This is a genomic window from Agrobacterium sp. ST15.16.055 (assembly GCF_027956555.1).
Lineage (GTDB): Bacteria > Pseudomonadota > Alphaproteobacteria > Rhizobiales > Rhizobiaceae > Agrobacterium > Agrobacterium salinitolerans.
Genome location: NZ_JAQKGN010000024.1, coordinates 1 through 24,304, shown reverse-complemented (window position 1 = coordinate 24,304; position 24,304 = coordinate 1). Strand labels below are relative to the sequence as shown.

Sequence of the window (24,304 nt, the reverse complement as noted above, 5' to 3'; positions counted from 1 at the left end):
CGTATTCCATGGGCTCAGGCTCAGCAGCGACGATAGCGTCAGCGGCCTGTGCGCCGGATACTGCTGCGAGAGCCGCAGCGGAGCCGATGAGAAGGCTCTTGATGTTCATGGTTGACCTCCAGTCAAAGTTTTTAAGTGGGTCTGGGTACTTTCGCTGAAGGACAGCATTCCCTGCCCCATTCCCGTGTTCTTAGAAGCCAAACGATCCACCGCCTCGCTTCTGGTGGTGAAAATACAAAAGGTTTCGCCGCATGCAATCGCCAACATCCGATAAATAGCATTTACGTATATGCTTCATTTCGATTTGTTGCGGAAACAACACACCATGCGCAGCCAACCCGCAGGCGGCTTTACCATGCGTTAAGAAATTGCTTGAAAATCCGTTAGTTAGTTAGATTAACGAGATATTTACAAACTGCCGGCTTTTTCGGAGAAACCTTGCCTCGTCGGGCAAGAGAGGTGGAAACCGTCGCATCCTTACACCCCTGCATCTGACACACCCTCACAGCGCGCGTGGAGAGACTAGGGAAAAGCCAAGCCGTTTGACACCGATTCCCCACGCAACGATTCGAGGGACAAACGTCGTATCGATCGCGTCTATTCGCTCGGGGTATCTGATGTGATGAGGCGGCGTCGCATTCGACAATTGGCTTTCATGATCGGCAGCAGCCGATTTGTTGCGCGCGCCAATTCGAAACGGACGGAAGAACAGGTGACAAGCGGCGACAGTCGCCAAAGCGCTCCGGCAGCTGTCTTGAAGTGAAGGATCGGGCGGGCTGGAATTTCCGGTCTTGCGCCGAAATGGCGGAGAGGATGGGATTCGAACCCACGATACGCTTTTGACGTATACTCCCTTAGCAGGGGAGCGCCTTCGACCACTCGGCCACCTCTCCGGTGCGGCCTGATTATTGCGTAAAAAAAATGATTGCAAGGCTTTTTCGCCAAGAAGCACAAAAACCTGTTGGCTGAACATACCGCCGCGAAACTTTGCGGGCCTTTCGGGAACTTCTTGCAGGCCGGCACGTTCTGGCTTCGGTAACAAAAGAGGTGTTCTAATGGCTCAGACCAAACTGAATGTTGTCGAAGACACGATCGAAAACCAGATTGCGGAGCTGCGTTCGCAGATCGCATCCCTCTCTAAATCCGTCTCGGCCCGCGCGGAAGGCGTGGGCGAAGATGCATCCGAATTTCTGGATGAGGCGCGCGGGCGCGTTCGCAAGGCGGCCCACAATGTGCGCGCCCAGGGCCAGCATGTCGTCGAAGCGGTCAAGGAGAATCCCGGCACGGCAACCTCCCTGCTGACGATCGTTGGCGCACTCGGTTTTGCAATCGGTTATGCGGTCGGCACAAGCACGCAGCAGAATTCGTCGAACGGAAGCCTTTATCGCTGGCGCTGATGGCCGCACGGGCTTAAAATTCGGGCAAGGCGGGTCAATCCCGCCTTGCCTTTTCGTATTGATTTGAAATGGGATGAATGGGGGCGAATATGCGGTTCAGCGACGATCTTGAAACGGCTTTGTCGGATTTTGCGAGGGATCACGGCATCGACAGGGATGAGGCCATCCAGCGCATCGTTCGCGCCGCCCTTATCAACGGCGGTTATCTCGCCTCCGGCGAAGAAGGCATTCCGCCGGAAAAGCTGAACGCCAGCAACGACGACTGAATCAATATCCCGACCGCGATGGCGCAGGTGCTGCCCCGCCCTTGTAACGGGCCGATAGCGCACGCAGGGTGCTGGCGAATTCCGTTACATCGGCGCCGACGGCCACGAAGGAAGCGCCGAGTTCGAGATAGCGGCGATTGTAGGTTTCGTTGAAGGTGAGAATGCCGGCGGCCTTGCCCGCCTTGACGATCTTGACAATGGCTGCCTCGATCACCGTCTGCACTTCCGGCTCGTCTATCCTGCCGAGATAACCCATATCCGCCGCCAGATCCGCCGGGCCGATGAAGACGCCGTCCACGCCTTCCACCGCAAGAATATTGTCGAGATCGTCGATCGCCGCACGCGTTTCGGCCTGCACCAGCAGGCAGACGCCGTCCGAGGCGCTGTCGGCGTAATCGGTTATCGTGTTGAAGGCGGAAGCGCGGGCGACGGCAGCCCCCATGCCGCGAATGCCGCGCGGCGGATAATGCATGGCACTGACCAGATCTTTCGCCTGATCGGCCGAATCGACCATAGGCACGAGAAGCGTGCGCGCACCCGCGTCCAGAAGCTGCTTTATCATCCAGCTTTCGCCGACCGGCACGCGCACCACCGGCTCGGCGGGCGATGTGGCAAGCGCGCGAAGCTGATCGATGATGCTGCGCAGATCGTTCGGCCCGTGTTCTCCGTCAATCACCAGCCAGTCAAAACCCGCAGTGCCGGCGATTTCCGCCGTGATGGCCTCGCCCATATCGAGCCAGAGGCCAATCTGCGGCTTGCCGGCATGGATGGCGGTTTTGAAACGGTTTTCGGGAGCGGGCATGATGTCCTCAGGAAAGCAGTAATTTCAGATCGGCGGAAGCATCCGCCAGGATGGCGCGATCCGGCTCCGCGCCGGTATCGAGCAGTTTCTTGCCCGCGACATAGGCCTTGGCGTCGTTGACGGCATCCACCGCCACGAATCGCCCATCGCGAAAATACCAGACGGACCAGCTGCCCTCACGCGCGCCTTGCCTCAGCATCGTCTCGTCGTAACCAAGATTGAAGCCGGCGATCTGCAGTTTGGCGTCATATTGATCCGACCAGAACCATGGCTTGGGATCATAGGCGGTTGCAGCCCCGGTGAGCACGGCAGCGGCCGCCTCAGCTTGATCGACTGCGTTCTGTACCGATTCGAGACGCACATGCTGACCGCGCCAAGGCAGCAGCGCGCAGTCGCCCACCGCATGAATGGCGCTGTCGGAGGTGCGGGTATGGTCGTCCACCACGATGCCATTGCCGACGTCGAGGCCCGATTCGCGAGCGAGGCGGTCATTCGGTGTTACGCCGATGCCGACAATCACGAAGTCCACATCCAGCGTCGAGCCGTCGGAGAGTTCGGCAGCGGCCACCCGGCCATCCATGCCGACAAGGCGCACAAGGCCGGTCTTTTCGCGAATGGAAACGCCGTGAGCCTGGTGGATGCCGCGCATGATATCGGCGGTTTCCTTCGCCGCCACGCGCTGGAGAATACGGTCGGCCATTTCGATCAAGGTCACTTCGAGGCCGAGCTTGCGGGCGACGGCCGCTGCTTCGAGGCCGATATAACCGCCGCCGATCACCAGCAGCCTGCGGCCCGGCTTCATCTCCTCCATCAGACGGTCGGCATCGCGTTTGTCGCGAACGGTCAGGACGCCTTCCAGATCGCCACCAATGCTGGCGGGCAGCAGCCGGGGAGCCGCCCCGGTCGCCAGCACCAGCCGGTCATAGGAAAGCGTGCCGCCGTCCTGCATGCGCAGGGTTTTGGCTGAGCGGTCTATCTCCTCGACCAAGGTGGAAAGCCGCATATCGACATTGTTCTCCGCGTACCATTCCTCCGGCCGGAACATCAGCCGGTCGAAGCTCATCTCGCCGAGGAGGTATTTTTTGGAGAGCGGCGGCCGCTGGTAGGGATAGGCGTCTTCGGAACCGATGATGGTGATGGGGCGCTCATCCTTCAGCGCCCGAAGCTTCGACGCCAGCGCGAAAGCGCCCTGCCCCGCCCCGACGATTACCAGCCTTCCCGTCACAGTCCACTCCCAGAAGAATCACGAAGCGCCGGTCCTGCCGGGCCCCGCGATGCGATATTGCAAGGTTCAGGCGTAACGCCAAGTACGGCCCCAGTCAACACCAGCCCCGTGCAAGCGTGACGCAGTATCAGCACAGACTGCAACCGGATGAGACCGAACGCATTTCCATAGTGGAAACATCGGCTTCCGATGGGAAGACTGGTTGAGATCGATACAGACAACAGACAATTGCTTGCATTTCCTTCATGCCCTGGCAAGGAAGCGGCGTTAAAATCGGCATCAAAAGAGGCAATCCGGGAGGTTGTCATGGCTTTGCATATGGATCCCCGTCTGAACGTCCCCCAGGACGAGATGTACGAGAAATTTCAGATCGACCGGCCCGGCAAGATCACCTTCATCGGGCATCATCTCAGCGCCAAGGACACTATGCGCTGCCTGGTGCGGACCATTTCCCTTTACGGCGCGGAACTGGATGTCAGCCCCGATCTGGAAATGCCGGCCAATTTCTATCTGGAAATTCTCGGTATCCGCGATGAGATCGGCTGCACGCTGATCCGGCGCGAAGAGGAAAAAGTGACGATCGGCTTCAATATGCTGATCGATGCGGAGTTCCTGCACCATGTGCGACGCCTGAGCTTCGAGACCAACGCGTGACCCCGGCACGATAGGCCGATGGCTTTTCCGTCCCCTCACCGGGACGTAAAATTCTGTTCCAAAACAGTCATGCCGCAACCGGCTGCGCCTTGCGTCCGGTTTTTTTGGACCTATTGTGAGCCGGGTTTTAAACACAGATACCGGAAACTCTGAAGCCAATGTCCGCTTTTTCACGCCTTACCCCCCTCGCCGTCTCGCTACCCTCCACCGTTCCCTTCGTTGGCCCGGAGGCCATCGAGCGGAACCGCGGCTTGAAGGTTGAAGCGCGTATCGGCGCAAACGAAAGCGGCTTCGGCCCTGCCCCTTCCGTGCTTGTGGCCATGCGTGATGCGGCAGCAGAGACATGGATGTACAGCGATCCGGAAAATTTCGAGCTGAAGGAAGCGCTCGCCATCCACCATGGCGTCTCGCGCGGCAATATTGCCATCGGCGGCGGCGTCGATGGATTGCTGGGAGAAATCGCCAGGCTGATCATCGAGCCGGGCACGCCTGTCGTCACCTCTTTCGGCGGTTACCCCACCTTCAATTACCATGTGAACGGTTTTGGCGGGAAACTCATAACCACGCCCTATGTCGACGATCACGAAGATCTTGACGGGCTGCTCGATCTCGTCATCCGGGAAAATGCGCCACTCGTTTATTTCGCCAACCCTGATAATCCGATGGGAAGCTGGTGGGAAGCGAGCGAAGTCGTCGCCTTCGCCCGCGCATTGCCGGAAACCTGCCTGCTCATTCTGGATGAAGCCTATTGCGAAACCGCGCCGGCCAGCGCCGTGCCGGCCATCGACGCGCTGATCGGCCAGCCGAACATCCTGCGCATGCGCACCTTCTCGAAAGCCTATGGGCTTGCGGGTGCGCGCGTGGGTTACGCCATCGGCACGCTCGGCAATGTCGAAGCCTTCGACAAGATTCGCAACCATTTCGGCATGGCACGCATTTCGATCGCCGGCGCTTTGGCGGCACTGAAAGATCAAGCCTATCTGCATGAAGTCGTTGGTAAAATTTCTGACGCCCGTGAGCGCATTTCGGCAATTGCCCGAGATAACGGCCTATCACCGCTCCCCTCCGCCACCAATTTCGTCACCATCGATTGCCACCGCGACGGCGCTTATGCCCGCGCGATCGTTGATGGGCTGATGGAGCACGGCGTCTTCATCCGCATGCCGGGCGTTGCGCCGCTCAACCGCTGCATTCGCGTGAGCGTGGGGCCGACTGACAAGCTCGATCTTTTCGAGCAAGCGCTGCCGAAGGTTCTCAAGACGATCGGGTAAACTCCCCCCACTCTCGTTTCTGTGGCTGTTACAGGAATGAGGTTGGAGAATGCGCCGCATTGCACGCATCGAACCAACAACCTCCCGCAAGCTCCTGCCCGCGAATCATTTTCCGGCAACGGACATCGCCAAACATAAGAAAACCGCGCCGGCCTTGTTCCTGCCGGTCGCGGTTTGATGTGTCAGCGCAAAAGCTTGTTTTCAAAGCCCTCGCCGCGTTCCCCTTCGGGTTTACTTTCCTTTGCGCCGGTCATCGGGACTGGAGGGAACCGGACCGGAAATCTCAATGATGGCGTGGGTCAATCAGTGCATCGTCATCCAGTCGCGGGCAGCGCGCAGCGCTTCGGCCAGTTCCGATTTCGTCATGTTGCGGGCGAGATCGGCGCGCAGCGAAGCGGCTCTTTCCGATCCGCGGATCGCGGCGATGTTGAGCCATTTATGGGCTGCGATCAGGTCCACCTTGCAGCCCCGGCCGGTCGCATAGACCAGGCCGAGATTGCAAAGAGTGTCGGCGCGGGTTTCGCCACCGGCAGCCATTTCGATATCGCGGATTTCAAAGCGTGCCATCGTTTTTATCCCTGTCGTCCAGAGCTTTCCGCTTTTCGTCAAAAAGCGAAGCGCTCTGTCTCTTTGTTTTTTCGCATTTCCCGACGCAAAACCGCTTCGCACTTTTGCTGGAATGCTCTCGCCTGTTTCATCATTGCCTTCTTGCCGAGGCTATCGTCCGGACCCGCCGTCTTTTGCGGCTTTTTTGCCCTTCCGTCCGGCAGGTTTTCCCTGCGCTTTTGATGAGTTCACTATGCCACCGGGCCTTCAACACCCGCTTAAAAGGCATGATTAATGGGCCGCAAACAAACTGCAAACGATTGGTAAAATTGGGTTTTCGTTAAATATCACGAGGTGCGGAAATTAAGGACTTTGCGGCGAATTTTACGAAAAGTTTAGAATTGGATTTAAACCCTTCGTTCACCACGATCCAAACACCGATTTTCTGTTTTCCTCTTTTCTTCGCTTTCAAACGTCGCAAATGCCGTGCAATGGACGCAAATTTCTATTTCCTTTTACGTTAACGTCAAATACTATCCGCCTGCCCGTGCGGAGGATGAACGGGCAAAGACCAGCGCGACGTGAACGGAGGAGTTTCCATGAAGCGTGTGATGATGATGACCGCTGCCCTGCTGATGGGCAGCAACCTTGCCTTTGCCGCAGAAGCCATTGAGGGCAACTGGAAGACGGCCAGCGGCGAAACCGCCGTGATCGGCCCCTGCGGCGGCGCTTTCTGCGTGACGCTGAAGACCGGCAAGCATGCCGGAAAACAGATTGGCAAGCTTTCCGGCAAGGGAAACAGCTATTCCGGCGAGATCACCGATCCTGCCAATGACAAGACCTATAGCGGCTCCGGCACCGTTTCCGGCAATTCGCTGAGCATGAAGGGTTGCGTACTGAAGGTTTTGTGCAAATCGCAGACCTGGACGCGGCTGTAATCGACAAGGCGGCGGGTGGGCTTTCTGTCCTGCCGCTTGCGACCCTACGGCTGACGGTGCGGTGCGCCGCCCAAGGACTTCGCCCGAACCTGCGGGCGCAGGCCGCATGGAAGCCATATATCCGTTGATGTATTGTTGCGCCCGACACCAACGAGAGCGACGCATGCGCCCCATCCTTTCGACAATCCTGATCGCAGGCACTTCGCATGTCGGCAAAAGCACCCTTGCGGGCCTGTTGAGCGATAGGCTGCGTTGCGAGGCAATATCGACCGACAGTCTCGCCCGCCATCCGGGAAGGCCATGGCCGCGCGTTCCGGTGCAAGTGGAGGAATATTACTCGCAGCTCTCGGCGGAAACGATCCACTGGTTTCTCAAGATACATCATCAGAACATCTGGCCATCGATCCGCACGATGATCGACAGCAGGTCAGGCACCGGCACGCCCGCAATCTTCGAGGGCGCGGCCCTGCGGCCGGAATTGATTTCGCCCCTGCTCGGCGACGAGGTCGCCGGTGTCTTTCTCCATGCCGGCAATGATTTTCTTCTCGAGAGAATGCGCTCTCACGCCCGCTATCAAGATGCAGCGGCTGAGAAGCGGCGGATCATCGACGCCTTCATCGAGCGTTCGTTGCGGGAAAACACGGACATGCTGGCATCCGCGCAGGAGCACCGCGTGCCGGTTGTCAATGTGAGCCAGCCTCGGGCATTCGAGACCCTGCTGACCGATCTTGCGGCGCGTGCGGAAGCCCCTCTGCCCTGATCGAAAAGCGGGTGCTCCAGCGCCACTGTGGCATCAATCCACCATGTCACCACCCGTTAACATCCCTGAACACCATATGAACCGGGACCTCAGGGTCCGTTCAGTCCGAGTGTGGCAAAACTCTGTCCATCAACTCCAATAAAGGGGAATGGGCATGACAAAGCTGATCAGCCGACTGGCAATCTTCGCGTTTCTCATGGCGATCTTCGCCATGTCCTTCGCCTCGCTCGTCGTTAATCCCAACCGCAGTTTCCAGCGGGTGAATGCCGGTGCGGCAATTGCCTGCCAGCACAGCCCTGCGCCCGCCGCCAATTGCCCCGTCGTACTGTAAGAAGGGATTTGATGATGACGACAAGCTTCTCCAACGGCCTGTTTTCCGCCCTGCGGCTGATGCTGATGGCCTCGATCTTTCTCGGCCCGGTGGCCAGACTTGCGGTTTACAAGGCCGATCCCCGCCCGGCCTCGAAGAGCGCCGGATTCGTACTCCTGATGAGCCTGCAGCGCGGCGCGCTCGGCTGAAATTTCTACCGCCCCACAGTTATTCGAACTGCATTTTCGCGTTTCTTTTCAGCTTCTTCGTATTTCTGTCGCTTGCCTGTCGAAATTGGCCTCTTATAATGGGCCATGACAATAGCAAAACGAACGATTCCGCCCCTCACCTTCATCAGCCCCGAGCCTTTCGCGCCGCAGACATTCACGGATCCGAAAGAAGCCGTGGCGGCTTTGACCGCGCTTTATGAACGCAATACGGCGTTCCTCATCAACTCCTTTACCGAACTCGCCAAGGGTGCGCCGATTAACGGCCGTTACCGCGCCTGCTACCCGCAGGTCAGCCTTGAGACCGCAACCTTCGGCCATGTCGATTCGCGTCTCTCCTACGGCCATGTCACCGCCCCCGGCGTCTATACGACGACGATCACCCGCCCTGAGCTTTTCCGCCACTACCTGAAAGAGCAGCTGGGGCTTCTGATCAAGAACCACGGCGTTCCGGTAACGGTGTCGGAATCGGCCACACCCATTCCGCTGCATTTCGCCTTCGGCGAAGGCGCCTATGTCGAGGCGGCGGCGGCGTCTTCGCTCTCCGACGTGCCGCTGCGCGATCTTTTCGATACGCCCGATCTCAACAATACCGACGATCTCATCGCCAATGGTGAATATGATCAGGTGCCCGGCGAACCGGCGCCGCTAGCGCCCTTTACCGCACAGCGCATCGATTATTCGCTGGCCCGCCTCAGCCACTATACGGCAACGAGCGCCAGCCATTTCCAGAATTTCGTGCTGTTCACCAACTACCAGTTCTATATCGATGAATTCGCCGCCTGGGCGCGGAAATTGATGGCCGACGGCGGTGAAGGTTATACGGAATTCGTGGAGCCGGGCAATATCGTCACGCTTGCCGGTTCCGACAGGCCGACAACCGATATGACACTGGCGCGGCTGCCGCAAATGCCCGCCTATCACCTGAAGAAAAAGGGTCATGCCGGCATCACGCTCGTCAATATCGGCGTCGGCCCTTCCAACGCCAAGACGATCACCGACCACATCGCCGTGCTGCGCCCGCATGCCTGGCTGATGGTCGGCCATTGCGCCGGCCTGCGCAACAGCCAGCGGCTGGGAGACTATGTTCTGGCCCATGCCTATGTGCGTGAGGATCATGTTCTCGACGACGACCTGCCGGTCTGGGTGCCCATCCCGGCTCTCGCCGAAGTGCAACTGGCTCTGGAAGGCGCTGTGGCAGAAGTTACCGGCTACGAGGGCTTCGAGCTGAAGCGCATCATGCGCACCGGCACCGTCGCCACCATCGATAACCGCAACTGGGAGCTTCGCGATCAGGCCGGCCCCGTCAAGCGCCTGTCGCAGTCGCGCGCCATTGCGCTCGACATGGAATCGGCCACCATCGCCGCCAACGGTTTCCGCTTCCGCGTGCCCTACGGCACCCTGCTCTGCGTTTCCGACAAGCCGTTGCATGGCGAACTGAAACTGCCGGGCATGGCGACGGAGTTCTACCGCACGCAGGTCGCCCAGCATCTGCAAATCGGCATTCGCGCCGTGCAGAAGCTTGCGGCCATGCCAACGGAAACGCTGCATTCGCGCAAGCTCAGAAGTTTTTACGAGACGGCGTTCCAGTAAAAACAGCTGTCGCGAAAGCCTGCCTTGGTGTATGATTTCAAAAATCGATACACCAAGGATTTTTCCATGCGCACGAATATTGAGCTTGACGACGCCTTGATCGCCGAAGCGATGGAAATCACAGGCCTCTCGACGAAAAGGGCAACGGTGGAAAAGGCGTTGCGCGATCTGGTGCGCATTCATCGTCAGATGCGTGCCCTCGACGCGTTGGAGGGCATGGGCTGGGAAGGTGATCTGGACGAGATGCGGACGGATTGGGATGCTGAGACGGACTGGGACGTGAAGAACACCAAATGATCGTAGCAGATAGCTCTGCCTGGATTTCATTTATTCGAAAAGACGCGCCTACCCTCTCCGCCAAGTTTCGCGCCTTAATGGCGCAGGGCGAAATTCTGATCGGCGACATCATTCTTCTTGAGGTGCTTAGAGGCGCGCGTGACGGTCATCATGCGCGCCGACTTGAGCAGATGCTGGGCGAATTTCCCTGCGTCGCGATGATGTCGCCCCAGCTCGCCATCAAGGCCGCCGCCAATTACCGCTTCCTGCGGGAGCGCGGCTATACGATCAGAAAAAGCAACGACCTCATTATCGGTACCTACTGTATCGAGCACGGGCACAAGCTGTTGCAAAATGACCGAGACTTTCAGCCGATGGCCGATCATCTCGGTCTGCGACTGGCGTGAGCCTCAAACCATCTTCACCGTCCCCTCCACGCGGATGGGAAAATTCACCGAGCGCGCGATGAAGCATTTGTCGTGCGCATCATGGTGCAGCTCATCCGCCCGGGCGGGATCACCCTTCGAAATAGTGATGACCGGTTTCAGCACCACTTCGCTGAACTGCCCCGCGCCATCCTTTTCCATGACAAGCGTGCCTTCGGCATTGTCGACATAGTCTTCGACGATGATGCCGTTGACGGAGCAGAAATGCAGGTACCAGAGCTTGTGGCACGCCGAGAGCGAGGCGACCAGCAGGTCTTCCGGGTTCCAGCGAGAGGGATCGCCGCGGAAGGCCGGGTCGGAGGAGCCGGCGATATCCGCCTTGCCTGCCGTGGAAATCGTGTAGTCACGCTCATAATCGCGGTAACCCGACGTGCCTTTGCCGCGATTGCCGGTCCATTTCACCTGCACGGCGTAATGATGTTCCTGTCCTGCCATTTTAGTTCTCCCTAAGAGTTTTTCGTCGCCTTTTCCGGATGTAAAACCGCTACGCGGTTTTACTGGAAATGCACCCGCGTATCGCGCAGGTGGTCGAGCCCTTTGCGCAGCGTTTCTATGATCTCATCCACTTCCGAGCGGCTGATCGTCAGTGCCGGTGAGGCCAGCATACGGTCGCCGGTGGCGCGCATGACCAAGCCGTTGGCCAGGCAATGGTTGCGCACCGCGGTTCCGATATCGTCCGGCTTGGCGAAACGCCGGCGCGTCGCCTTGTCGGCCGTTATCTGCAGGCCGCCCATCAGGCCGATATTCACCGCCTCGCCCACCAGTTCGTGATCCGTCAGGCTTTTCCAGCCTTCGGAGAAATAAGGGCCGATATCGTCGCGCACCCGCTCCACCAGTCCTTCCTCCTCAATGATGCGGAGGTTTTCCAGGGCGGCGGCGGCGCAGACGGGATGGCCGGAATAGGTGAAACCGTGATTGAAGTCACCGACCTGGGAAAGCATGACCTCCGCCACCCGATCCGAGACGATGACGCCGCCAATCGGCAGGTAACCGGAAGACAGGCCCTTGGCGACGGGAGCAAAATCCGGCTCCACACCGAAATGCTGGTAACCGAACCAGGAACCTAGACGGCCGAAACCGCAGATCACCTCGTCGGAGACGAGAAGAATGTTGCGCGCCTTGCAAATGCGGGCGATTTCCGGCCAGTAGGTTTCCGGCGGCACGATGACGCCGCCGGCGCCCTGAATGGGTTCGGCCACGAAAGCGGCGACATTTTCCTCGCCGAGTTCATCGATCTTCGCCTCCAGTTCGCGCGCCGCCTTCAGGCCGAATTCGGCCGGCGAAAGATCGCCGCCCTCGACATACCAATAGGGCTGACCGATATGGGCCACGCCCTCGATCGGCAGATCGCCCTGCTCGTGCATCCATTTCATGCCGCCGAGCGAAGCGCCTGCCACGGTCGAGCCATGATAGCCGTTGCGTCTCGCGATTACCCTGGTCTTCGTCGGATGGCCGAGCGCCTTCCAGTAGATCCGCGCCATGCGGAACCAGGTGTCGGTGGCTTCCGAACCGGAATTGGTAAAGAACACATGGTTCATTTTCGGTCCGGCGCGCGAAGCGATCTTCTGCGCCAGAAGTGTGGCGGGCGGCGTGGTGGTGCCGAAAAACGCGTTGTAGTAGGGCAGCTCATTCATCTGCCGCTGTACGACATCGGCGATCTCGCGGCGTCCGTAACCGATATTCACGCACCAAAGGCCGGCAAAGGCGTCGAGATATTTTTTGCCGGTGCTGTCATAGATGAACACCCCTTCGGCGCGCTCGATGATGCGGGTGCCGGCGGCGTTGAGCTTGCCCATGTCGGAAAAAGGGTGGAGGTGATGGGCGGCATCGATGGCGGCGAGATTGGACATCGGCTTGGAGATTTCAGTCATGACAGATTGCACTCCCATAAAGGCAACGGCGCTCACGCCGTCACGCCCGCCGAACATGGCCGGGCGGCTTCGATTTGGCAAGGCTGACGTTTTTTCAGCGAGGCGGCTTGGACAAGCGGTGATCGCTCGATTCACAGTCGGTTGCGCTATGCGAAAAACGACCGCCCCACCAGAACCCTCAATTCGCCCGCATGAACTTTGAGAGCCACATCCCGTTCCATCGGCAACAATTCGCCATCGATCACGCATCGCACGTCGTGGCGTTTCTTCGGAAAATGAAGCTCCACATCAGTCGAGGTCATGGCCGTCACGGCGTCGTTCTCCTTGAGCTTGCCGCGCAAAATGTCAAAGGCGAGTTTTGCAACGCCCGAAGGGCGTAGCGGATCGGTGAGGTAAAAGCCGAGATGGCCGCCGGAAACATTGTCCGCCACCAGGAGCGAGTTCTGGCCGAACTCGTTGTTGGAGACGGAGATGGCCGAGACTTTACGGTACTGGGTTTCACCATTCACGGTATATTCCACCTCGAACACCGGTGGATTGAGGATAACGCTGATGGCGGCGCGGATGCTTGCCTTGATCTTGCCGAGACGGGAGGCAAAAGCGAGATTGTTGCGGTAGCGCACCATGCGCGAATGCAGGCCAGCCGAAAACTGGTGAACGAAGAGGCGGCCATTGGCGCTGGCGATATCCACACTGGCAACTTCGCCATGCGCCAACGTCTCCAGCACCTGGCGAATATCGAGCGGCAGCTTCAAAGAGCGGGCAAAGAGGTTCATGGTGCCGGCCGGCACGATACCGAGCGCGATGCCGTGTTTCCAGGCGATGGCCGCCGCTGCGGAAATCGTGCCGTCACCGCCGCCGGCGATGATGCCTTCAATGCCCGGCTCATCGGCGGCGCGCTCCATTTCCTCGACGATATCCTTTCCGGAGACCAGGCGGCACTCGATGGCGTGGCCGGCGCGGCTGAAAACCTCGCGGGCATGGTCGCAATAGGCCTCCATGCCTGTGGTGCGAAACGTGCCACCGTCACGATTGAAAATTGCAATGAGCTTCATGTTTCCAACCCGATCCAACAAGGCAGCCGCGCGTAAATGCCTGACCTTATATAGGGTTCCGAACACCATCGCGTGAAGATGCTCTTTTGCCGAGAATCGCTCTACCGCAACGCATCATTTCATGTTAGGGATCACTTAAGGTCATTTTCATGACCGCGCATCTCCAGTCAGGGCAGACCGCTCCCATACGGTCTTGCCCTTTTTTCTGTGGGCCCTTCCCGCTTTTCAGGTCACGATGAGCCACTCGAATTTCTCTGAAGCCCGCCTTGGCGCGGAGAATGAAGCCGTTTATACGGCCGCCCCTGCCGTGGCCCTCTCCCCGCTTGCCATCGCGCTCATCGAACTGGCGCTTGCCGCCGGCGGCTTTGGCATCGGCACCGGCGAATTCGCCATCATGGGCCTGCTTCCCGACGTCGCCGCCACCTATGGCGTCACCGTTCCGCAGGCGGGTTATGTCATCACGGCCTATGCGCTCGGCGTCGTCATCGGCGCGCCGATCATCGCGGTTCTCGCTGCGCGCATGACGCGCCGCACCCTGCTTCTCGGCCTGATGGGGCTTTTTGCGGCCGGCAATATCTTGAGCGCCGTAGCACCGGATTTCCTGAGCTTCACCGTTCTGCGCTTCATCACCGGCCTGCCGCACGGCGCTTATTTCGGGGTTGCGGCATTGGTGGCGGCCTCCATGGCACCGATCCACAAGCGCGCCCGCGCCGTTGGCCGCGTCATGCTCGGTCTCACCATCGCCACCCTGCTCGGCACGCCGCTCGCCACTTTCTTCGGCCAGCTGCTTTCCTGGCGTGCGGCCTTCATGCTGGTCGGCGGCATCGCACTTCTGACGGTGGCGCTGCTCTGGTTCTTCCAGCCGCGTGATCGGGTGGAGGAAGGCGCCAGCGTCTGGCGCGAACTCGGCGCTTTCCGCCGTGTGCAGGTGTGGCTGACGCTCGCCATCGCCGCCGTCGGCTTCGGCGGCATGTTCTCGGTCTTCAGCTATATCGCCAAGACCACCACCGATGTGGCGATGATGCCGGTTTCCACCGTCTCCATGGTGCTGGCGCTGTTCGGCATCGGCATGAATGTCGGCAATGTGGTCGGCTCGCGGCTGGCCGATATCTCGCTCAACGGCACGATTGGCGGCATGCTTGCCTTCAACGTGCTTGTCATGACGGTGTTCGGCATGACGGCGGACAATCCTTTCATGCTCTGCCTCTGCGTCTTCCTGATCGGCTGCGGTTTCGCCGCCTGTCCGGCCGTGCAGACGCGGCTGATGGATGTGGCGCAGGATGCGCAGACGCTGGCCGCCGCCTCCAACCACTCCGCCTTCAACATCGCCAATGCGCTCGGCGCCTGGCTCGGCGGCCTCGTCATCGCCATGGGTTTCGGCTACGCCTCCACCGGTTATGTGGGCGCGGTTCTTTCCCTGCTCGGGCTTGGCGTTTTCCTTGTTTCGGTCACTGTCGAGCGGTGTGAAAAGGCGGCTTGAGGTCGCCTTTTTAACAGCCAGCACCACCGCCTCCTGCCGCGGTACGGACCCTTGCGGAAATTTCACAATCAGGCGCTTGACTCTTTTCGGTTTCAGGCGCAACACGGCCTTACGCGCATGCCGATCAGGCACTGCGCGGATTTCAACGGAGCATCATTGGATGTCTAGCGACAGTAGCAGTCGATTGCCTTTGCCGAGACCGGCGAACGTGAACTGATCCGACCGCTGTCGGCTCACCACCGCGTTCGCCGTGATCGGCGAATCGACGGAAAGGTGAGCAATCATGAACTTCCACAACCTCTCCCAGAGGGCCAGCAAGGCCGCACGTCTTCTTCGTAGCGGAAACTCCGGCTCCACCACCATTGCCGAACGCGTCGAGCACCTTAATACGCTGGATGTCGCCGAGGCCGTAACCGCCATCCTCGCCATGCCGCAGGCAAAGGCCGTCGCCATTCTCGACCGGCCGGAACTGCATGGCGCCGCCGCCATCATCGCCGATCTTCCGGTCGAACAGGCCGCCCGCCTCGTCAACCTGATGTCCGACGACCGTGTGGCCGACGTTATGGCGGAAATGGCCGAAGAGCCGCGGGCAAAGCTGTTTTCCCGGCTGGACCGCACGACGGCGCTCTCCATCCAGCACCTGATGGGTTATCCGCCGCGTACCGCCGGCTCGATCATGACCACGGAATTCGTCAGCGTGCCGGACAATTGGACGGTGGAACAGACCCTTTCGCACATCCGCGTCGTCGAGCGCTCGCGTGAAACGGTCTATGCCATCTATGTGTTGGCTGAGGACGGAACGCTCTCCACCGTCGTGACGCTGCGCCGCCTGCTGACCGGCCAAGCCGGCGCTTCCATCCTTTCCGTCGCGTCGAAAGAAGGCATTGCCTATGCAAGCCCGCTAATGTCGCAGGAGGATGTCGCCCGGCTGATCCGCAAGCACGACCTGCTGGCGCTGCCCGTCGTCGATGACCGCTCGCATATCCTCGGCATCGTCACCGTCGATGACGTGATCGACACCATGATCGCCGACACGACGGAAGACGCCCACAAATTCGGCGGCATGGAAGCGCTGGGCAAGCCCTATATGACGATCGGCTTTCCGGACATGATCCGCAAGCGCGCTGGCTGGCTCGCAGCCCTGTTCCTTGGTGAAATGCTGACGGCCAGCGCCATGCAGCATTTCGAAGGCGAGCTGGAAAAGGCCGTGGTGCTGACGCTGTTCATTCCGCTGATCATGTCCTCGGGCGGCAACTCCGGTTCGCAGGCCACATCGCTCATCATCCGGGCGCTGGCGCTCGGCGAGTTGAAGCTTTCTGACTGGTGGCGGGTGTTGCTCCGGGAAATCCCGACGGGCCTGACGCTCGGCTGCATTCTGGGCGCCATCGGCTTCCTGCGCCTGAGCCTCTGGCAGCAGGCCGGGTTTTACGATTATGGCGAGCACTGGCTGCTGGTCGGCGCCACCGTTTTCGCAGCCCTCGTCGGCATCGTGACCTTCGGCTCGCTGGCCGGCTCGATGCTGCCCTTCGTGCTGCAACGCCTGCGGCTCGACCCCGCCAGCGCGTCCGCCCCCTTTGTCGCGACGCTGGTGGATGTCAGCGGCCTCGTCATCTACTTCTCGGTAGCGCTGGTGATCCTCAGCGGTACGTTGCTCTAAAAGACGAAAGGCCCGCTCGGAGGAGCGGGCCTACTCATTTGGGTATACGCACGCGTCAGCACTGATCAACCGCCGGCATTGATGACGCCCGTTGCCAACAGTCCAAGCAGAATAAAGCCTATGACCACGCGGTACCAGACGAAGGGCATGTAGCTCCTGGTGGAGACGAGCTTGAGGAAGACGACGATCACGGCATAACCGACCACGAAGGCGATCAATGTCGCCAGCCCCGTCGGACCCCAGCCGACCGGATTGTCCTCGCCGATGCTTTTGAAAAGCTGGTAAAAGCCGGAGCCGAAGACGGCGGGAACGGCGAGCAGGAAGGAATAGCGGGCCGCCGCCTCGCGGGTATAGCCTAAAAGCAGGCCGGCACTGATGGTGCCGCCCGAGCGCGAGACGCCGGGAATGAGCGCCATGGCCTGCGCGAAACCGAAGAGAATGCCGTCGCGCCAGATCAGCTGGTTCAGTTTGTAGCGCTTTTTGCCGATCCTGTCGGCGAGGCCAAGGACAATGCCGAAGACGATCAGCATCACGGCGGTGATGTAAAGGTTGCGCAGCGAATGTTCGATCGCGTCCTTAAAGAACAGCCCCAGAAACACGATCGGCACCGAGCCGACGATAATCAACCAGCCGAGCCGGGCATCAGCCTTGTCATATGGCCCAAGGCGAAGATTTTGCCTGAGCCAGGCGGCAGCGATCCGCATGATATCGGACCAGAAATAGACCAGCACCGCCATTTCCGTGCCGATCTGTGTAATCGCGGTGAAGGCGGCTCCCGGATCCGCGCCGGAGGGCAGGAACTCCCCGGCAATGCGTAGATGCGCGCTTGAAGAAATCGGAAGAAATTCCGTAAGCCCTTGCAAAAGGCCGAGAAATGCGGCCTCCAACCAACCGATGCTCATGTGTGCTGATGTCCCTGCTGCGAATCGAGATCGCAGCATTATGCATCAATCAGGGCAAATAAATGTTGCATCGCACCATAAAAAAGGCGCGCGGCGGGGTGCGCTTTTACCCGTGATTTTTCAGGCGGCCTTTTCCTTCATCTCGGGAAGACGGGTATATTTCGCGCCGTTCTTGCAGACGATATGGGCATCGCCCCAGCTTTTCAGGGCCGAGATCACCGGCCTCATGGTCTCGCCAAGCGGCGTCAGCGCATAGTCCACACGCGGCGGCACCACCGGAAAAACGGTGCGGGAAATCAGGCCGGCCTCTTCCAGCTCGCGCAGCTGTTTGGTGAGCATGCGCTGGGTGACGCTGGGAATATGGCGGCGCAGCTCGTTGAAGCGCAGGGTGCCCTCATTGATGAGGTGATAGAGGATCACGCCTTTCCATTTTCCATCGAGAAAACTCAAGGTCGATTCCACCGGGCAGCCGGGAAAGTTGCCGGTGAGCTTGGCGCGCGGTCGCGACATCACAGTATCCTTTTTGTATGTATCATCACAAAATGTGCATTCTTGCGATCGATGTTCATATGTATCAAGTAAGAGGCACGCAAACAAGCAAAGGAGACTGTTCATGCGCGCCATCGGTTACAGGACGAACCAGCCCATCACGGCGAAAGACGCCCTCATCGATATCGACCTGCCCCAGCCGGAAGCGAATGGGCATGATATTCTGGTGGAGGTGAAGGCCGTTTCGGTAAACCCTGTCGATACCAAAGTGCGCCGCAACCAGCCGCCGGAAAACGGTGAACCGCGCGTGCTCGGCTTCGATGCGGCGGGTGTGGTGAAAGCCGTCGGTGACAAGGTCTCGCTGTTCAAGCCCGGCGACGAGGTGTTCTACGCCGGTGTCATCAACCGCCCCGGCTCCAACAGCGAGTTCCATCTGGTCGATGAACGCATCGTCGGTGCAAAACCAAAATCGCTGAATTTCGAGGAAGCCGCCGCACTGCCGCTGACCGCCATCACCGCTTACGAGACGCTGTTCGACCGGCTGCGGGTGAAAGAGCCGGTTGCGGGTGCGGCCAACGCCGTGCTGGTTATTGGCGGCGCGGGCGGCGTCGGCTCCATCGCCGTCCAGCTTCTGCGGGCGCTGACGGATCTGACCGTCATTGCCACCGCCTCACGGCCGGAGACGGTTGCGTGGGTGAAGGAACTCGGCGCGCATCACGTCATCGATCACAGCAAGCCGATTGCCCCGCAGGTGGAGGCGCTCGGGCTAGGTGCGCCGGGCTTTGTCTTCTCCACCACCCATAGCGACATTCATGCCGCCGACAGCGTGGCGACCATCGCGCCGCAGGGCCGTTTCGCGCTGATCGACGATCCGGCCGGCGGTTTCGACGTCATGGCCTTCAAGCGTAAATGCGTGTCCATCCATTGGGAAATGATGTTCGCCCGCGCCGTCTTCCAGACGCCTGACATGATCGAACAGCACAGACTGCTGAACCATGTGGCCGGGCTTGTCGATGCCGGCAAGATCAAGACGACGCTGACCGAGGTTTTCGGCACCATCAATGCCGCAAATCTCATCAAGGCGCATGCGCTGGTCGAGAGCAACAAGGCCAAGGGCAAGATCGTGCTTTCCGGCTTCTGACGACCAATGAAGCGTCCGCATTGCGGGCGCTTCTCTTCCGCTTATAGTGATATATCGAGGTCCCGCGGCTTTTCCTGTCAATCGTCGTCGTCTGGCTCTTCCGGGCACGGCCAGGAGGCCGGCGCAGTCAGACCGTTCGGCAATTTGGTCTTGGCGTCACCGCAGGCAATGTCGATCTGCTTCTGATCAAGGCCGGTGGCCATGGAAAGATCGACCCCTTCAATCCGGGTCAGCAGCAGGAAGGCACTGGTGAAATCCACCGGGCCACCGAGCTTGGCGCCGCCGAAACGGGCCCGTGACAGGTTGGTCAGCGAGAATTTCGAGCCGTTCAGCGAGGCGCCCTCGAAATCGGCCCGGCCAAGTTCGGCCTTGGTGAAGTCCGTGCCGTCCAGCTTGGCTTTTTCGAATTTGGTTCGCTGCATTTCAGCATTGATGAATTTGGCATTGGTGGCGTCGGCGGCGGAAAAATCGCTACGATAGGCTTCCACCTTGGTCAGATTGGCGCCCTGCAGGTTCGCACCGCCGAGGGCCGTGCGAATAAGCTTCGCCTTTTCGAGATTGGCGCCCTTGAGCGACGAGCCGCGCAGGTCGGTATAGGTGAAATCCGTGCCGTAGAGCATTGCCGAATCGAGATTGCTGTCGCCCAGCATCAACAGACGCTTGTTGCATTCGCGCCAGTCGATGCCGGCCATGGCGTCGGTGCGGCAGCTTGCGGCCACCAGCGGACCGCCGCTGAAAGAAACGGCAATCATCGCAAGCGTCGCCAAACCGGCGCCGAACCCTGTCTTCCGCACGATATTCAGCCTTTGAAAGCCGGACATTCTTTCACTCCCTGTCGTCGGGCGACGGCACTTAGGGCCATATGCACATTCAAGGCGTTACCGCATCGCTGAACCACAATCCACGGGCCGCGCGACCATGCAACACCCCAACATCCTATATGTAAGAAATCGAAGGGCAATCCACAAATACTGAGGGGGAGCGGGCCGTAGACGCCGATCATGCCGGACGGGACCCGACCTCGCAACCGGTCCCAACACGCTCGACGTCATCCTCGGGCCTGTCCCGAGGATCCATCCACGTATCGTAAAATCAAACCGTTGCAGATGCTCGGGACAAGCCCGAGCATGACGGAAGAGAAGGCTTCGGCCGTAATCGCCATCACATATTGGCGTAGACCGGCCCCTCGCCGCCCTGCGGCGGCACCCAGTTGATGTTCTGGTTGGGATCCTTGATATCGCAGGTCTTGCAGTGAACGCAGTTTTGGGCGTTGATGACGTAGACCTCCTCACCGTCCTTCTCCACCCATTCATAAACGCCGGCGGGGCAATAACGGGTCGAGGGACCGGCAAAGACGTCATGCTCGGATCGCTTCTGCAGCTCCATGTCCTTCACCTGAAGATGCACCGGCTGGTCTTCCTCATGGTTGGTGGAGGAGAGGAACACCGAGGACAGGCGGTCGAAGGTGAGCACGCCGTCAGGCCTTGGATAATCGATCTTCTTGTGCTTCGAGGCCGGTTCGAGGCTCTGCGCGTCCGTCTTGCCGTGCTTCAGCGTGCCGAAGAAGGAGAAACCGAACAGCTGGTTGGTCCACATGTCCAGCCCGCCAAGGCCGACGCCGACAAGCGTGCCGAATTTCGACCAGAGTGGCTTGACGTTCCTGACCCGCTTAAGGTCCTTGCCGATATCGCCCTCACGCCATTCGGCCTCGATCTCGGAAACCTCGTCATGGGCGCGGCCGGCGGAAAGGGCTGCGGCGATCTTTTCCGCCGCCAGCATGCCCGACAGCACCGCATTATGGCTGCCCTTGATGCGCGGCACGTTGACGAACCCGGCGGAACAGCCGATCAGCGCACCGCCCGGGAAAGTGAGCTTCGGCACCGACTGATAGCCGCCCTCGGTGATGGCGCGCGCACCATAGGAGATGCGCTTGCCGCCCTCGAAGGTCTCGCGGATGGCCGGATGCGTCTTGAAGCGCTGAAATTCCTCGAAAGGATAAAGATAGGGGTTCTTGTAATTGAGATGCACCACGAAGCCGACGGCAACGAGGTTGTCTTCCAGATGATAAAGGAACGAACCGCCTCCGGTCTTGAAACCCAGCGGCCAGCCGAAAGAATGCTGCACGAGGCCCTGTTTGTGCTTCTCCGGCTTGACCTGCCAGAGTTCCTTGATGCCAATGCCGAATTTCTGCGGCTCGCGATCTCTGGACAAGTCGAATTTGGAAATCAGCTGCTTGGCGAGCGAACCGCGCACACCTTCGCCGATCAGCACATATTTGCCATGCAGCTCCATGCCGCGGGTGAAGTTCGGACCCGGCTCGCCATTCTTCTCGATGCCCATATCGCCGGTGGCGACGCCGATGACGGCGCCCTGCTCATTATAAAGCACTTCGGTTGCGGCAAAGCCCGGATAGATCTCGACGCCGAGCCCTTCCGCCTTTTCCGCCAACCAGCGACAGACCAACCCAAGCGAGACGATGTAATTGCCGTGATTGTTCATCAAAGGCGGCATCATGAAATTCGGCAGGCGGATGGAGCCGGCCGGTCCGAGAAACAGGAACTGATCATCCTTGACTTCGGTCTTGAAGGGATGCCCCTCCTCTTCGCGCCAGCCCGGCAGCAGCCTGTCGATGCCAATCGGATCGACCACGGCACCGGAAAGAATATGCGCGCCGACTTCGGCACCCTTTTCGAGAACGACAACCGAAAGCTCCGGCTCTACCTGCTTCAGCCGGATCGCCGCGGCAAGGCCCGCAGGACCAGCGCCAACGATCACAACGTCGAATTCCATCGCTTCGCGTTCCGGCAGTTCCATCGCTTCCGTCATGTCCATCCTCTCCGCATCGCCGGTCCCATCCGGCTGTTGTTATATCCGCTTATCGGCATTCCTGGCGCATCGACTGCGCCGGTCAAAAAGCCATCCGCGACACCGCACTCGCCAGCGCCTGTCTTCGCAAAGCAGGACGCCTTTGTCGAGCTTCTATAGCGGCAAAACATGTCGCAAGCCAGTCAATTGTCAGACAACCTGATGATTGATTTATTACCTTTACGTTCACGTAATAAAAAGGATAAGCATTGCCCTTCCAGCCGTCAAGCGTGATCGGTTTAACCTCTCGAAACGAGAGGTCGCAAAGGCAGATCTTTAACCCTGGACTTCGGCGCCACCCTGAGCGCGGTCAATCAGGCGTCCCTGCCGGACAACAAGCGGTCATCGCACTGGATCTGCGCCATCAGCCTTTTCAACCCCCTGGTGCGAAACCGCGTGAGAGCGCCAATATCGCCCGTGGCTTTCACGCGAATGAGTGCGCCCTCATACGCCTCGATGATGCATGCGCATAGATCCGAGATGTCCTCATCGCCGGCGATGTCGCCTTCATATTGGGCTTGCATGAGCAGTTCGCGCATACTCGTCTCCCATCGCCGAAATGAAGTGACAAGCGCGTCCCGAACCAGAGCGCTGCGGCCCGCAGCAGTTTGCGCAATGACCCCGTAAAGGCAGCCTGCATAAGGCCCGTCTTGCTTAAGCTCCAGTTCGAGCGTTTCAAAATATACCGATAGGCGCTGCAAAGCGCGCAGAGAGGTATCAGAAAAAAGTCTTTCCCTGATCCGCGCATATTTCTGCTCATAGGCATCGATAACCGCCACCACGAAGTCGTCCTTGCTCGCAAAGAAGTAATAGAATGACCCTTTTGGGACATTCACTTCCTTCAGAACCGGACCGATTCCCACCCCCTCATAGCCATGAGCTAGCAGCTGGCGCATTCCCTCCGAAATGAGACGCGTGCGCGTCGCAGATTGACCACTCATAACTAGACCGATCGTCTACATTGCTGATTACACATACTTACCTCCTGGGAGCGATGCCGATATGAGTTTAGCACACGACCGTTATACAGGCATATATCTTGTGGCAGCTTCCGCAGTTTTATGGAGTACAGCGGGGCTGTTCGTCCGCATGGCGGATATGGACGTATGGTCGATGGTGGCGTGGCGCTCCGCCTTCACCTTCTTGACTCTCGGGGCGTTTCTTCTGCTTCGAAACAAGATCGTCAGGCAACGGTCGTCGATGTCATTCGGTCTGCCCGGCGTTGCGGCATGCTTGGTATCTGCAATTGCGGCGATCACATATATCGCGTCCTTGCGATGGACGACCGTCGCCAACGTCATGACAATCTATGCGACACTACCTTTTGTTGTGACCGGAATCGCTTTTGTTTGCCTGCGGGATCGGGTTACCCATCGTTTCGTCATCGCTGGCTGTGCGGCTTTCGTCGGCGTATTCATTTCGGTCGGCGCGGCGGTATCACAGAAGGACATGCTCGGTATCTTTGCCGCCTTCATCATGACCACGGGATGCGCCACGCAAATCGTCATCGCAAAGCGCTTCCCTGACATGGACGCCACCCTGATGACCGCTCTTGGCGCTCTGACCTGTCTGTGTATCGCGCTGCCGCTGATGCAGTTTGCGATTCCAGCTCCGACGCAGATCATCGCCTGCGCCCTCTACGGCGTCCTAACCACAGCACTCGGCTATATACTTCTGCTCCAAGGGTCCCGGCGTATGAACTCCGGGGAGGCCGGACTGCTTTCCATGCTGGATGTCATCCTCGGGCCAGTGTGGGTCTGGCTCTTTTATAACGAAGAAATGTCGCCCCTCGTTCTGACGGGAGGCGCTATCGTGCTGTCTGCTGTCGCCTGGTATCTGGCGGGAGGTCGCAGAGCCGCGACAGCACCATGAAACACAATCTTACCGGAACTGGCGGCTCCGCCCACACTCAAACCGCCCACTCTTCATCCGTCGTGAACATGATCGTCAGCCAGCGGTCGCTCCCCTCGCCGCCCAGCGCATCGCCGATCTCGTCGCGGATCGCGTCCCACTCCTCCAGACGCCGGGGCGGCCAGTTTTTCGGCACGATGAAAAAGAGTTCGATCTGACGGCCGCGGCCGACACGGGCGACATAGGAATAGTGGGAGGAGAAACCGAATTTCTCCACCGTCT

27 protein-coding genes, 1 tRNA gene and 2 pseudogenes are annotated in these 24,304 nt (G+C 59.4%); 16 read left to right on the top strand and 14 right to left on the bottom strand.

The window, feature by feature from the left end:
• Together PL599_RS22805 and PL599_RS22290 are read right to left on the bottom strand one after the other, a co-directional pair.
• A pseudogene (locus tag PL599_RS22805) lies at positions 1-109 on the bottom strand (porin); the annotation flags it as partial.
• A 693-nt stretch (positions 110-802) separates the two neighbouring features.
• A tRNA-Ser gene (locus PL599_RS22290) sits at positions 803-893 on the bottom strand.
• Positions 894-1,055: 162 nt separating this feature from the next.
• Here PL599_RS22290 and PL599_RS22285 point away from each other — a divergent pair.
• Complete coding sequence (locus PL599_RS22285; protein ID WP_077982618.1) at positions 1,056-1,397, top strand: hypothetical protein; 342 nt, start codon at positions 1,056-1,058, stop codon at positions 1,395-1,397.
• 89 nt (positions 1,398-1,486) lie between these two features.
• Positions 1,487-1,663, top strand: coding sequence for a hypothetical protein (locus PL599_RS22280; protein ID WP_162854288.1), 177 nt, complete (start codon positions 1,487-1,489; stop codon positions 1,661-1,663).
• Position 1,664: 1 nt separating this feature from the next.
• Here the strand turns inward: PL599_RS22280 and PL599_RS22275 are convergent, their stop codons facing one another.
• On the bottom strand, positions 1,665-2,465 hold the full coding sequence (locus tag PL599_RS22275) for an aldolase/citrate lyase family protein (RefSeq protein ID WP_077982620.1): 801 nt from the start codon (positions 2,463-2,465) through the stop codon (positions 1,665-1,667).
• A gap of 7 nt (positions 2,466-2,472) precedes the next feature.
• Positions 2,473-3,690, bottom strand: coding sequence for an NAD(P)/FAD-dependent oxidoreductase (locus PL599_RS22270; protein WP_271359882.1), 1,218 nt, complete (start codon positions 3,688-3,690; stop codon positions 2,473-2,475).
• 306 nt (positions 3,691-3,996) lie between these two features.
• On the opposite strand from PL599_RS22270, the gene PL599_RS22265 reads away from it, so the two are divergent.
• From PL599_RS22265 to PL599_RS22255, 3 genes are all read left to right on the top strand, one after another.
• Positions 3,997-4,344, top strand: a complete 348-nt coding sequence (locus PL599_RS22265) for a hypothetical protein (protein ID WP_269824383.1) — start codon at positions 3,997-3,999, stop codon at positions 4,342-4,344.
• A gap of 158 nt (positions 4,345-4,502) precedes the next feature.
• On the top strand, positions 4,503-5,615 hold the full coding sequence (locus PL599_RS22260) for a pyridoxal phosphate-dependent aminotransferase (RefSeq protein WP_269824384.1): 1,113 nt from the start codon (positions 4,503-4,505) through the stop codon (positions 5,613-5,615).
• Between the two features lie 49 nt (positions 5,616-5,664).
• A complete protein-coding gene (locus PL599_RS22255) occupies positions 5,665-5,793 on the top strand; it encodes a hypothetical protein (RefSeq protein WP_269824385.1) in 129 nt (42 codons plus the stop codon).
• A gap of 125 nt (positions 5,794-5,918) precedes the next feature.
• On the opposite strand, the gene PL599_RS22250 is transcribed toward PL599_RS22255, so the two are convergent.
• Positions 5,919-6,182: an SEL1-like repeat protein gene (locus PL599_RS22250; RefSeq protein WP_003524109.1), complete on the bottom strand. Its 264-nt coding sequence runs from the start codon at positions 6,180-6,182 to the stop codon at positions 5,919-5,921.
• Between the two features lie 578 nt (positions 6,183-6,760).
• Between PL599_RS22250 and PL599_RS22245 the strand changes: the two genes are divergently transcribed.
• The 7 genes from PL599_RS22245 to vapC all read left to right on the top strand — a co-directional run bounded on the left by PL599_RS22245 (position 6,761) and on the right by vapC (position 10,672).
• Complete coding sequence (locus PL599_RS22245) at positions 6,761-7,099, top strand: DUF2147 domain-containing protein (RefSeq protein WP_077982624.1); 339 nt, start codon at positions 6,761-6,763, stop codon at positions 7,097-7,099.
• Between the two features lie 163 nt (positions 7,100-7,262).
• Complete coding sequence (locus PL599_RS22240; protein WP_271359881.1) at positions 7,263-7,859, top strand: hypothetical protein; 597 nt, start codon at positions 7,263-7,265, stop codon at positions 7,857-7,859.
• Between the two features lie 148 nt (positions 7,860-8,007).
• A complete protein-coding gene (locus tag PL599_RS22235; RefSeq protein ID WP_162520419.1) occupies positions 8,008-8,190 on the top strand; it encodes a hypothetical protein in 183 nt (60 codons plus the stop codon).
• Between the two features lie 11 nt (positions 8,191-8,201).
• Positions 8,202-8,378 (top strand): hypothetical protein, encoded by a 177-nt coding sequence (locus PL599_RS22230; protein ID WP_269824387.1) that lies wholly within the window; start codon positions 8,202-8,204, stop codon positions 8,376-8,378.
• A 105-nt stretch (positions 8,379-8,483) separates the two neighbouring features.
• Entirely contained in the window at positions 8,484-9,989 is a 1,506-nt protein-coding gene (gene amn / locus PL599_RS22225) for an AMP nucleosidase (protein WP_269824388.1), read from the top strand.
• Positions 9,990-10,055: 66 nt separating this feature from the next.
• The gene (locus PL599_RS22220; protein WP_269824389.1) at positions 10,056-10,286 is read left to right on the top strand and encodes a type II toxin-antitoxin system VapB family antitoxin; all 231 of its coding nucleotides are present in this window, start codon (positions 10,056-10,058) and stop codon (positions 10,284-10,286) included.
• Entirely contained in the window at positions 10,283-10,672 is a 390-nt protein-coding gene (gene vapC / locus PL599_RS22215; protein WP_003524104.1) for a type II toxin-antitoxin system VapC family toxin, read from the top strand. Before PL599_RS22220 ends, vapC begins: the two co-directional genes overlap by 4 nt.
• Positions 10,673-10,675: 3 nt before the next feature.
• Here vapC and PL599_RS22210 read toward each other — a convergent pair whose 3' ends face one another.
• The 3 genes from PL599_RS22210 to PL599_RS22200 all read right to left on the bottom strand — a co-directional run bounded on the left by PL599_RS22210 (position 10,676) and on the right by PL599_RS22200 (position 13,637).
• Complete coding sequence (locus tag PL599_RS22210) at positions 10,676-11,146, bottom strand: OsmC family protein (protein WP_269833779.1); 471 nt, start codon at positions 11,144-11,146, stop codon at positions 10,676-10,678.
• Between the two features lie 59 nt (positions 11,147-11,205).
• A complete protein-coding gene (locus tag PL599_RS22205) occupies positions 11,206-12,582 on the bottom strand; it encodes an aspartate aminotransferase family protein (protein WP_269824391.1) in 1,377 nt (458 codons plus the stop codon).
• A 146-nt stretch (positions 12,583-12,728) separates the two neighbouring features.
• Entirely contained in the window at positions 12,729-13,637 is a 909-nt protein-coding gene (locus PL599_RS22200) for a diacylglycerol/lipid kinase family protein (protein WP_142912472.1), read from the bottom strand.
• A gap of 235 nt (positions 13,638-13,872) precedes the next feature.
• Here PL599_RS22200 and PL599_RS22195 point away from each other — a divergent pair, with 235 nt between their 5' ends.
• Both PL599_RS22195 and mgtE read left to right on the top strand, forming a co-directional pair.
• Positions 13,873-15,117 (top strand): MFS transporter, encoded by a 1,245-nt coding sequence (locus PL599_RS22195; RefSeq protein WP_271359880.1) that lies wholly within the window; start codon positions 13,873-13,875, stop codon positions 15,115-15,117.
• A gap of 283 nt (positions 15,118-15,400) precedes the next feature.
• Positions 15,401-16,774, top strand: coding sequence for a magnesium transporter (mgtE, locus tag PL599_RS22190; RefSeq protein WP_077982631.1), 1,374 nt, complete (start codon positions 15,401-15,403; stop codon positions 16,772-16,774).
• A 65-nt stretch (positions 16,775-16,839) separates the two neighbouring features.
• On the opposite strand, the gene PL599_RS22185 is transcribed toward mgtE, so the two are convergent.
• Together PL599_RS22185 and PL599_RS22180 are read right to left on the bottom strand one after the other, a co-directional pair.
• Complete coding sequence (locus PL599_RS22185) at positions 16,840-17,676, bottom strand: undecaprenyl-diphosphate phosphatase (protein WP_077982632.1); 837 nt, start codon at positions 17,674-17,676, stop codon at positions 16,840-16,842.
• 120 nt (positions 17,677-17,796) lie between these two features.
• Complete coding sequence (locus tag PL599_RS22180) at positions 17,797-18,186, bottom strand: winged helix-turn-helix transcriptional regulator (protein ID WP_077982633.1); 390 nt, start codon at positions 18,184-18,186, stop codon at positions 17,797-17,799.
• A gap of 103 nt (positions 18,187-18,289) precedes the next feature.
• On the opposite strand from PL599_RS22180, the gene PL599_RS22175 reads away from it, so the two are divergent.
• Entirely contained in the window at positions 18,290-19,306 is a 1,017-nt protein-coding gene (locus PL599_RS22175; RefSeq protein WP_269824392.1) for a zinc-binding alcohol dehydrogenase family protein, read from the top strand.
• Between the two features lie 77 nt (positions 19,307-19,383).
• On the opposite strand, the gene PL599_RS22170 is transcribed toward PL599_RS22175, so the two are convergent.
• The 3 genes from PL599_RS22170 to PL599_RS22160 form a co-directional block, all read right to left on the bottom strand.
• A complete protein-coding gene (locus tag PL599_RS22170) occupies positions 19,384-20,127 on the bottom strand; it encodes a pentapeptide repeat-containing protein (protein ID WP_080791061.1) in 744 nt (247 codons plus the stop codon).
• Between the two features lie 340 nt (positions 20,128-20,467).
• A complete protein-coding gene (locus PL599_RS22165; RefSeq protein ID WP_077982995.1) occupies positions 20,468-22,132 on the bottom strand; it encodes an electron transfer flavoprotein-ubiquinone oxidoreductase in 1,665 nt (554 codons plus the stop codon).
• A 353-nt stretch (positions 22,133-22,485) separates the two neighbouring features.
• Positions 22,486-23,112, bottom strand: a complete 627-nt coding sequence (locus PL599_RS22160; protein WP_142912469.1) for a TetR/AcrR family transcriptional regulator — start codon at positions 23,110-23,112, stop codon at positions 22,486-22,488.
• Between the two features lie 61 nt (positions 23,113-23,173).
• On the opposite strand from PL599_RS22160, the gene PL599_RS22155 reads away from it, so the two are divergent.
• Positions 23,174-24,043: a DMT family transporter gene (locus PL599_RS22155; RefSeq protein ID WP_269824393.1), complete on the top strand. Its 870-nt coding sequence runs from the start codon at positions 23,174-23,176 to the stop codon at positions 24,041-24,043.
• Positions 24,044-24,080: 37 nt separating this feature from the next.
• Here the strand turns inward: PL599_RS22155 and PL599_RS22150 are convergent.
• Positions 24,081-24,304 (bottom strand): annotated as a pseudogene (locus PL599_RS22150) (cation transporter); the annotation flags it as partial.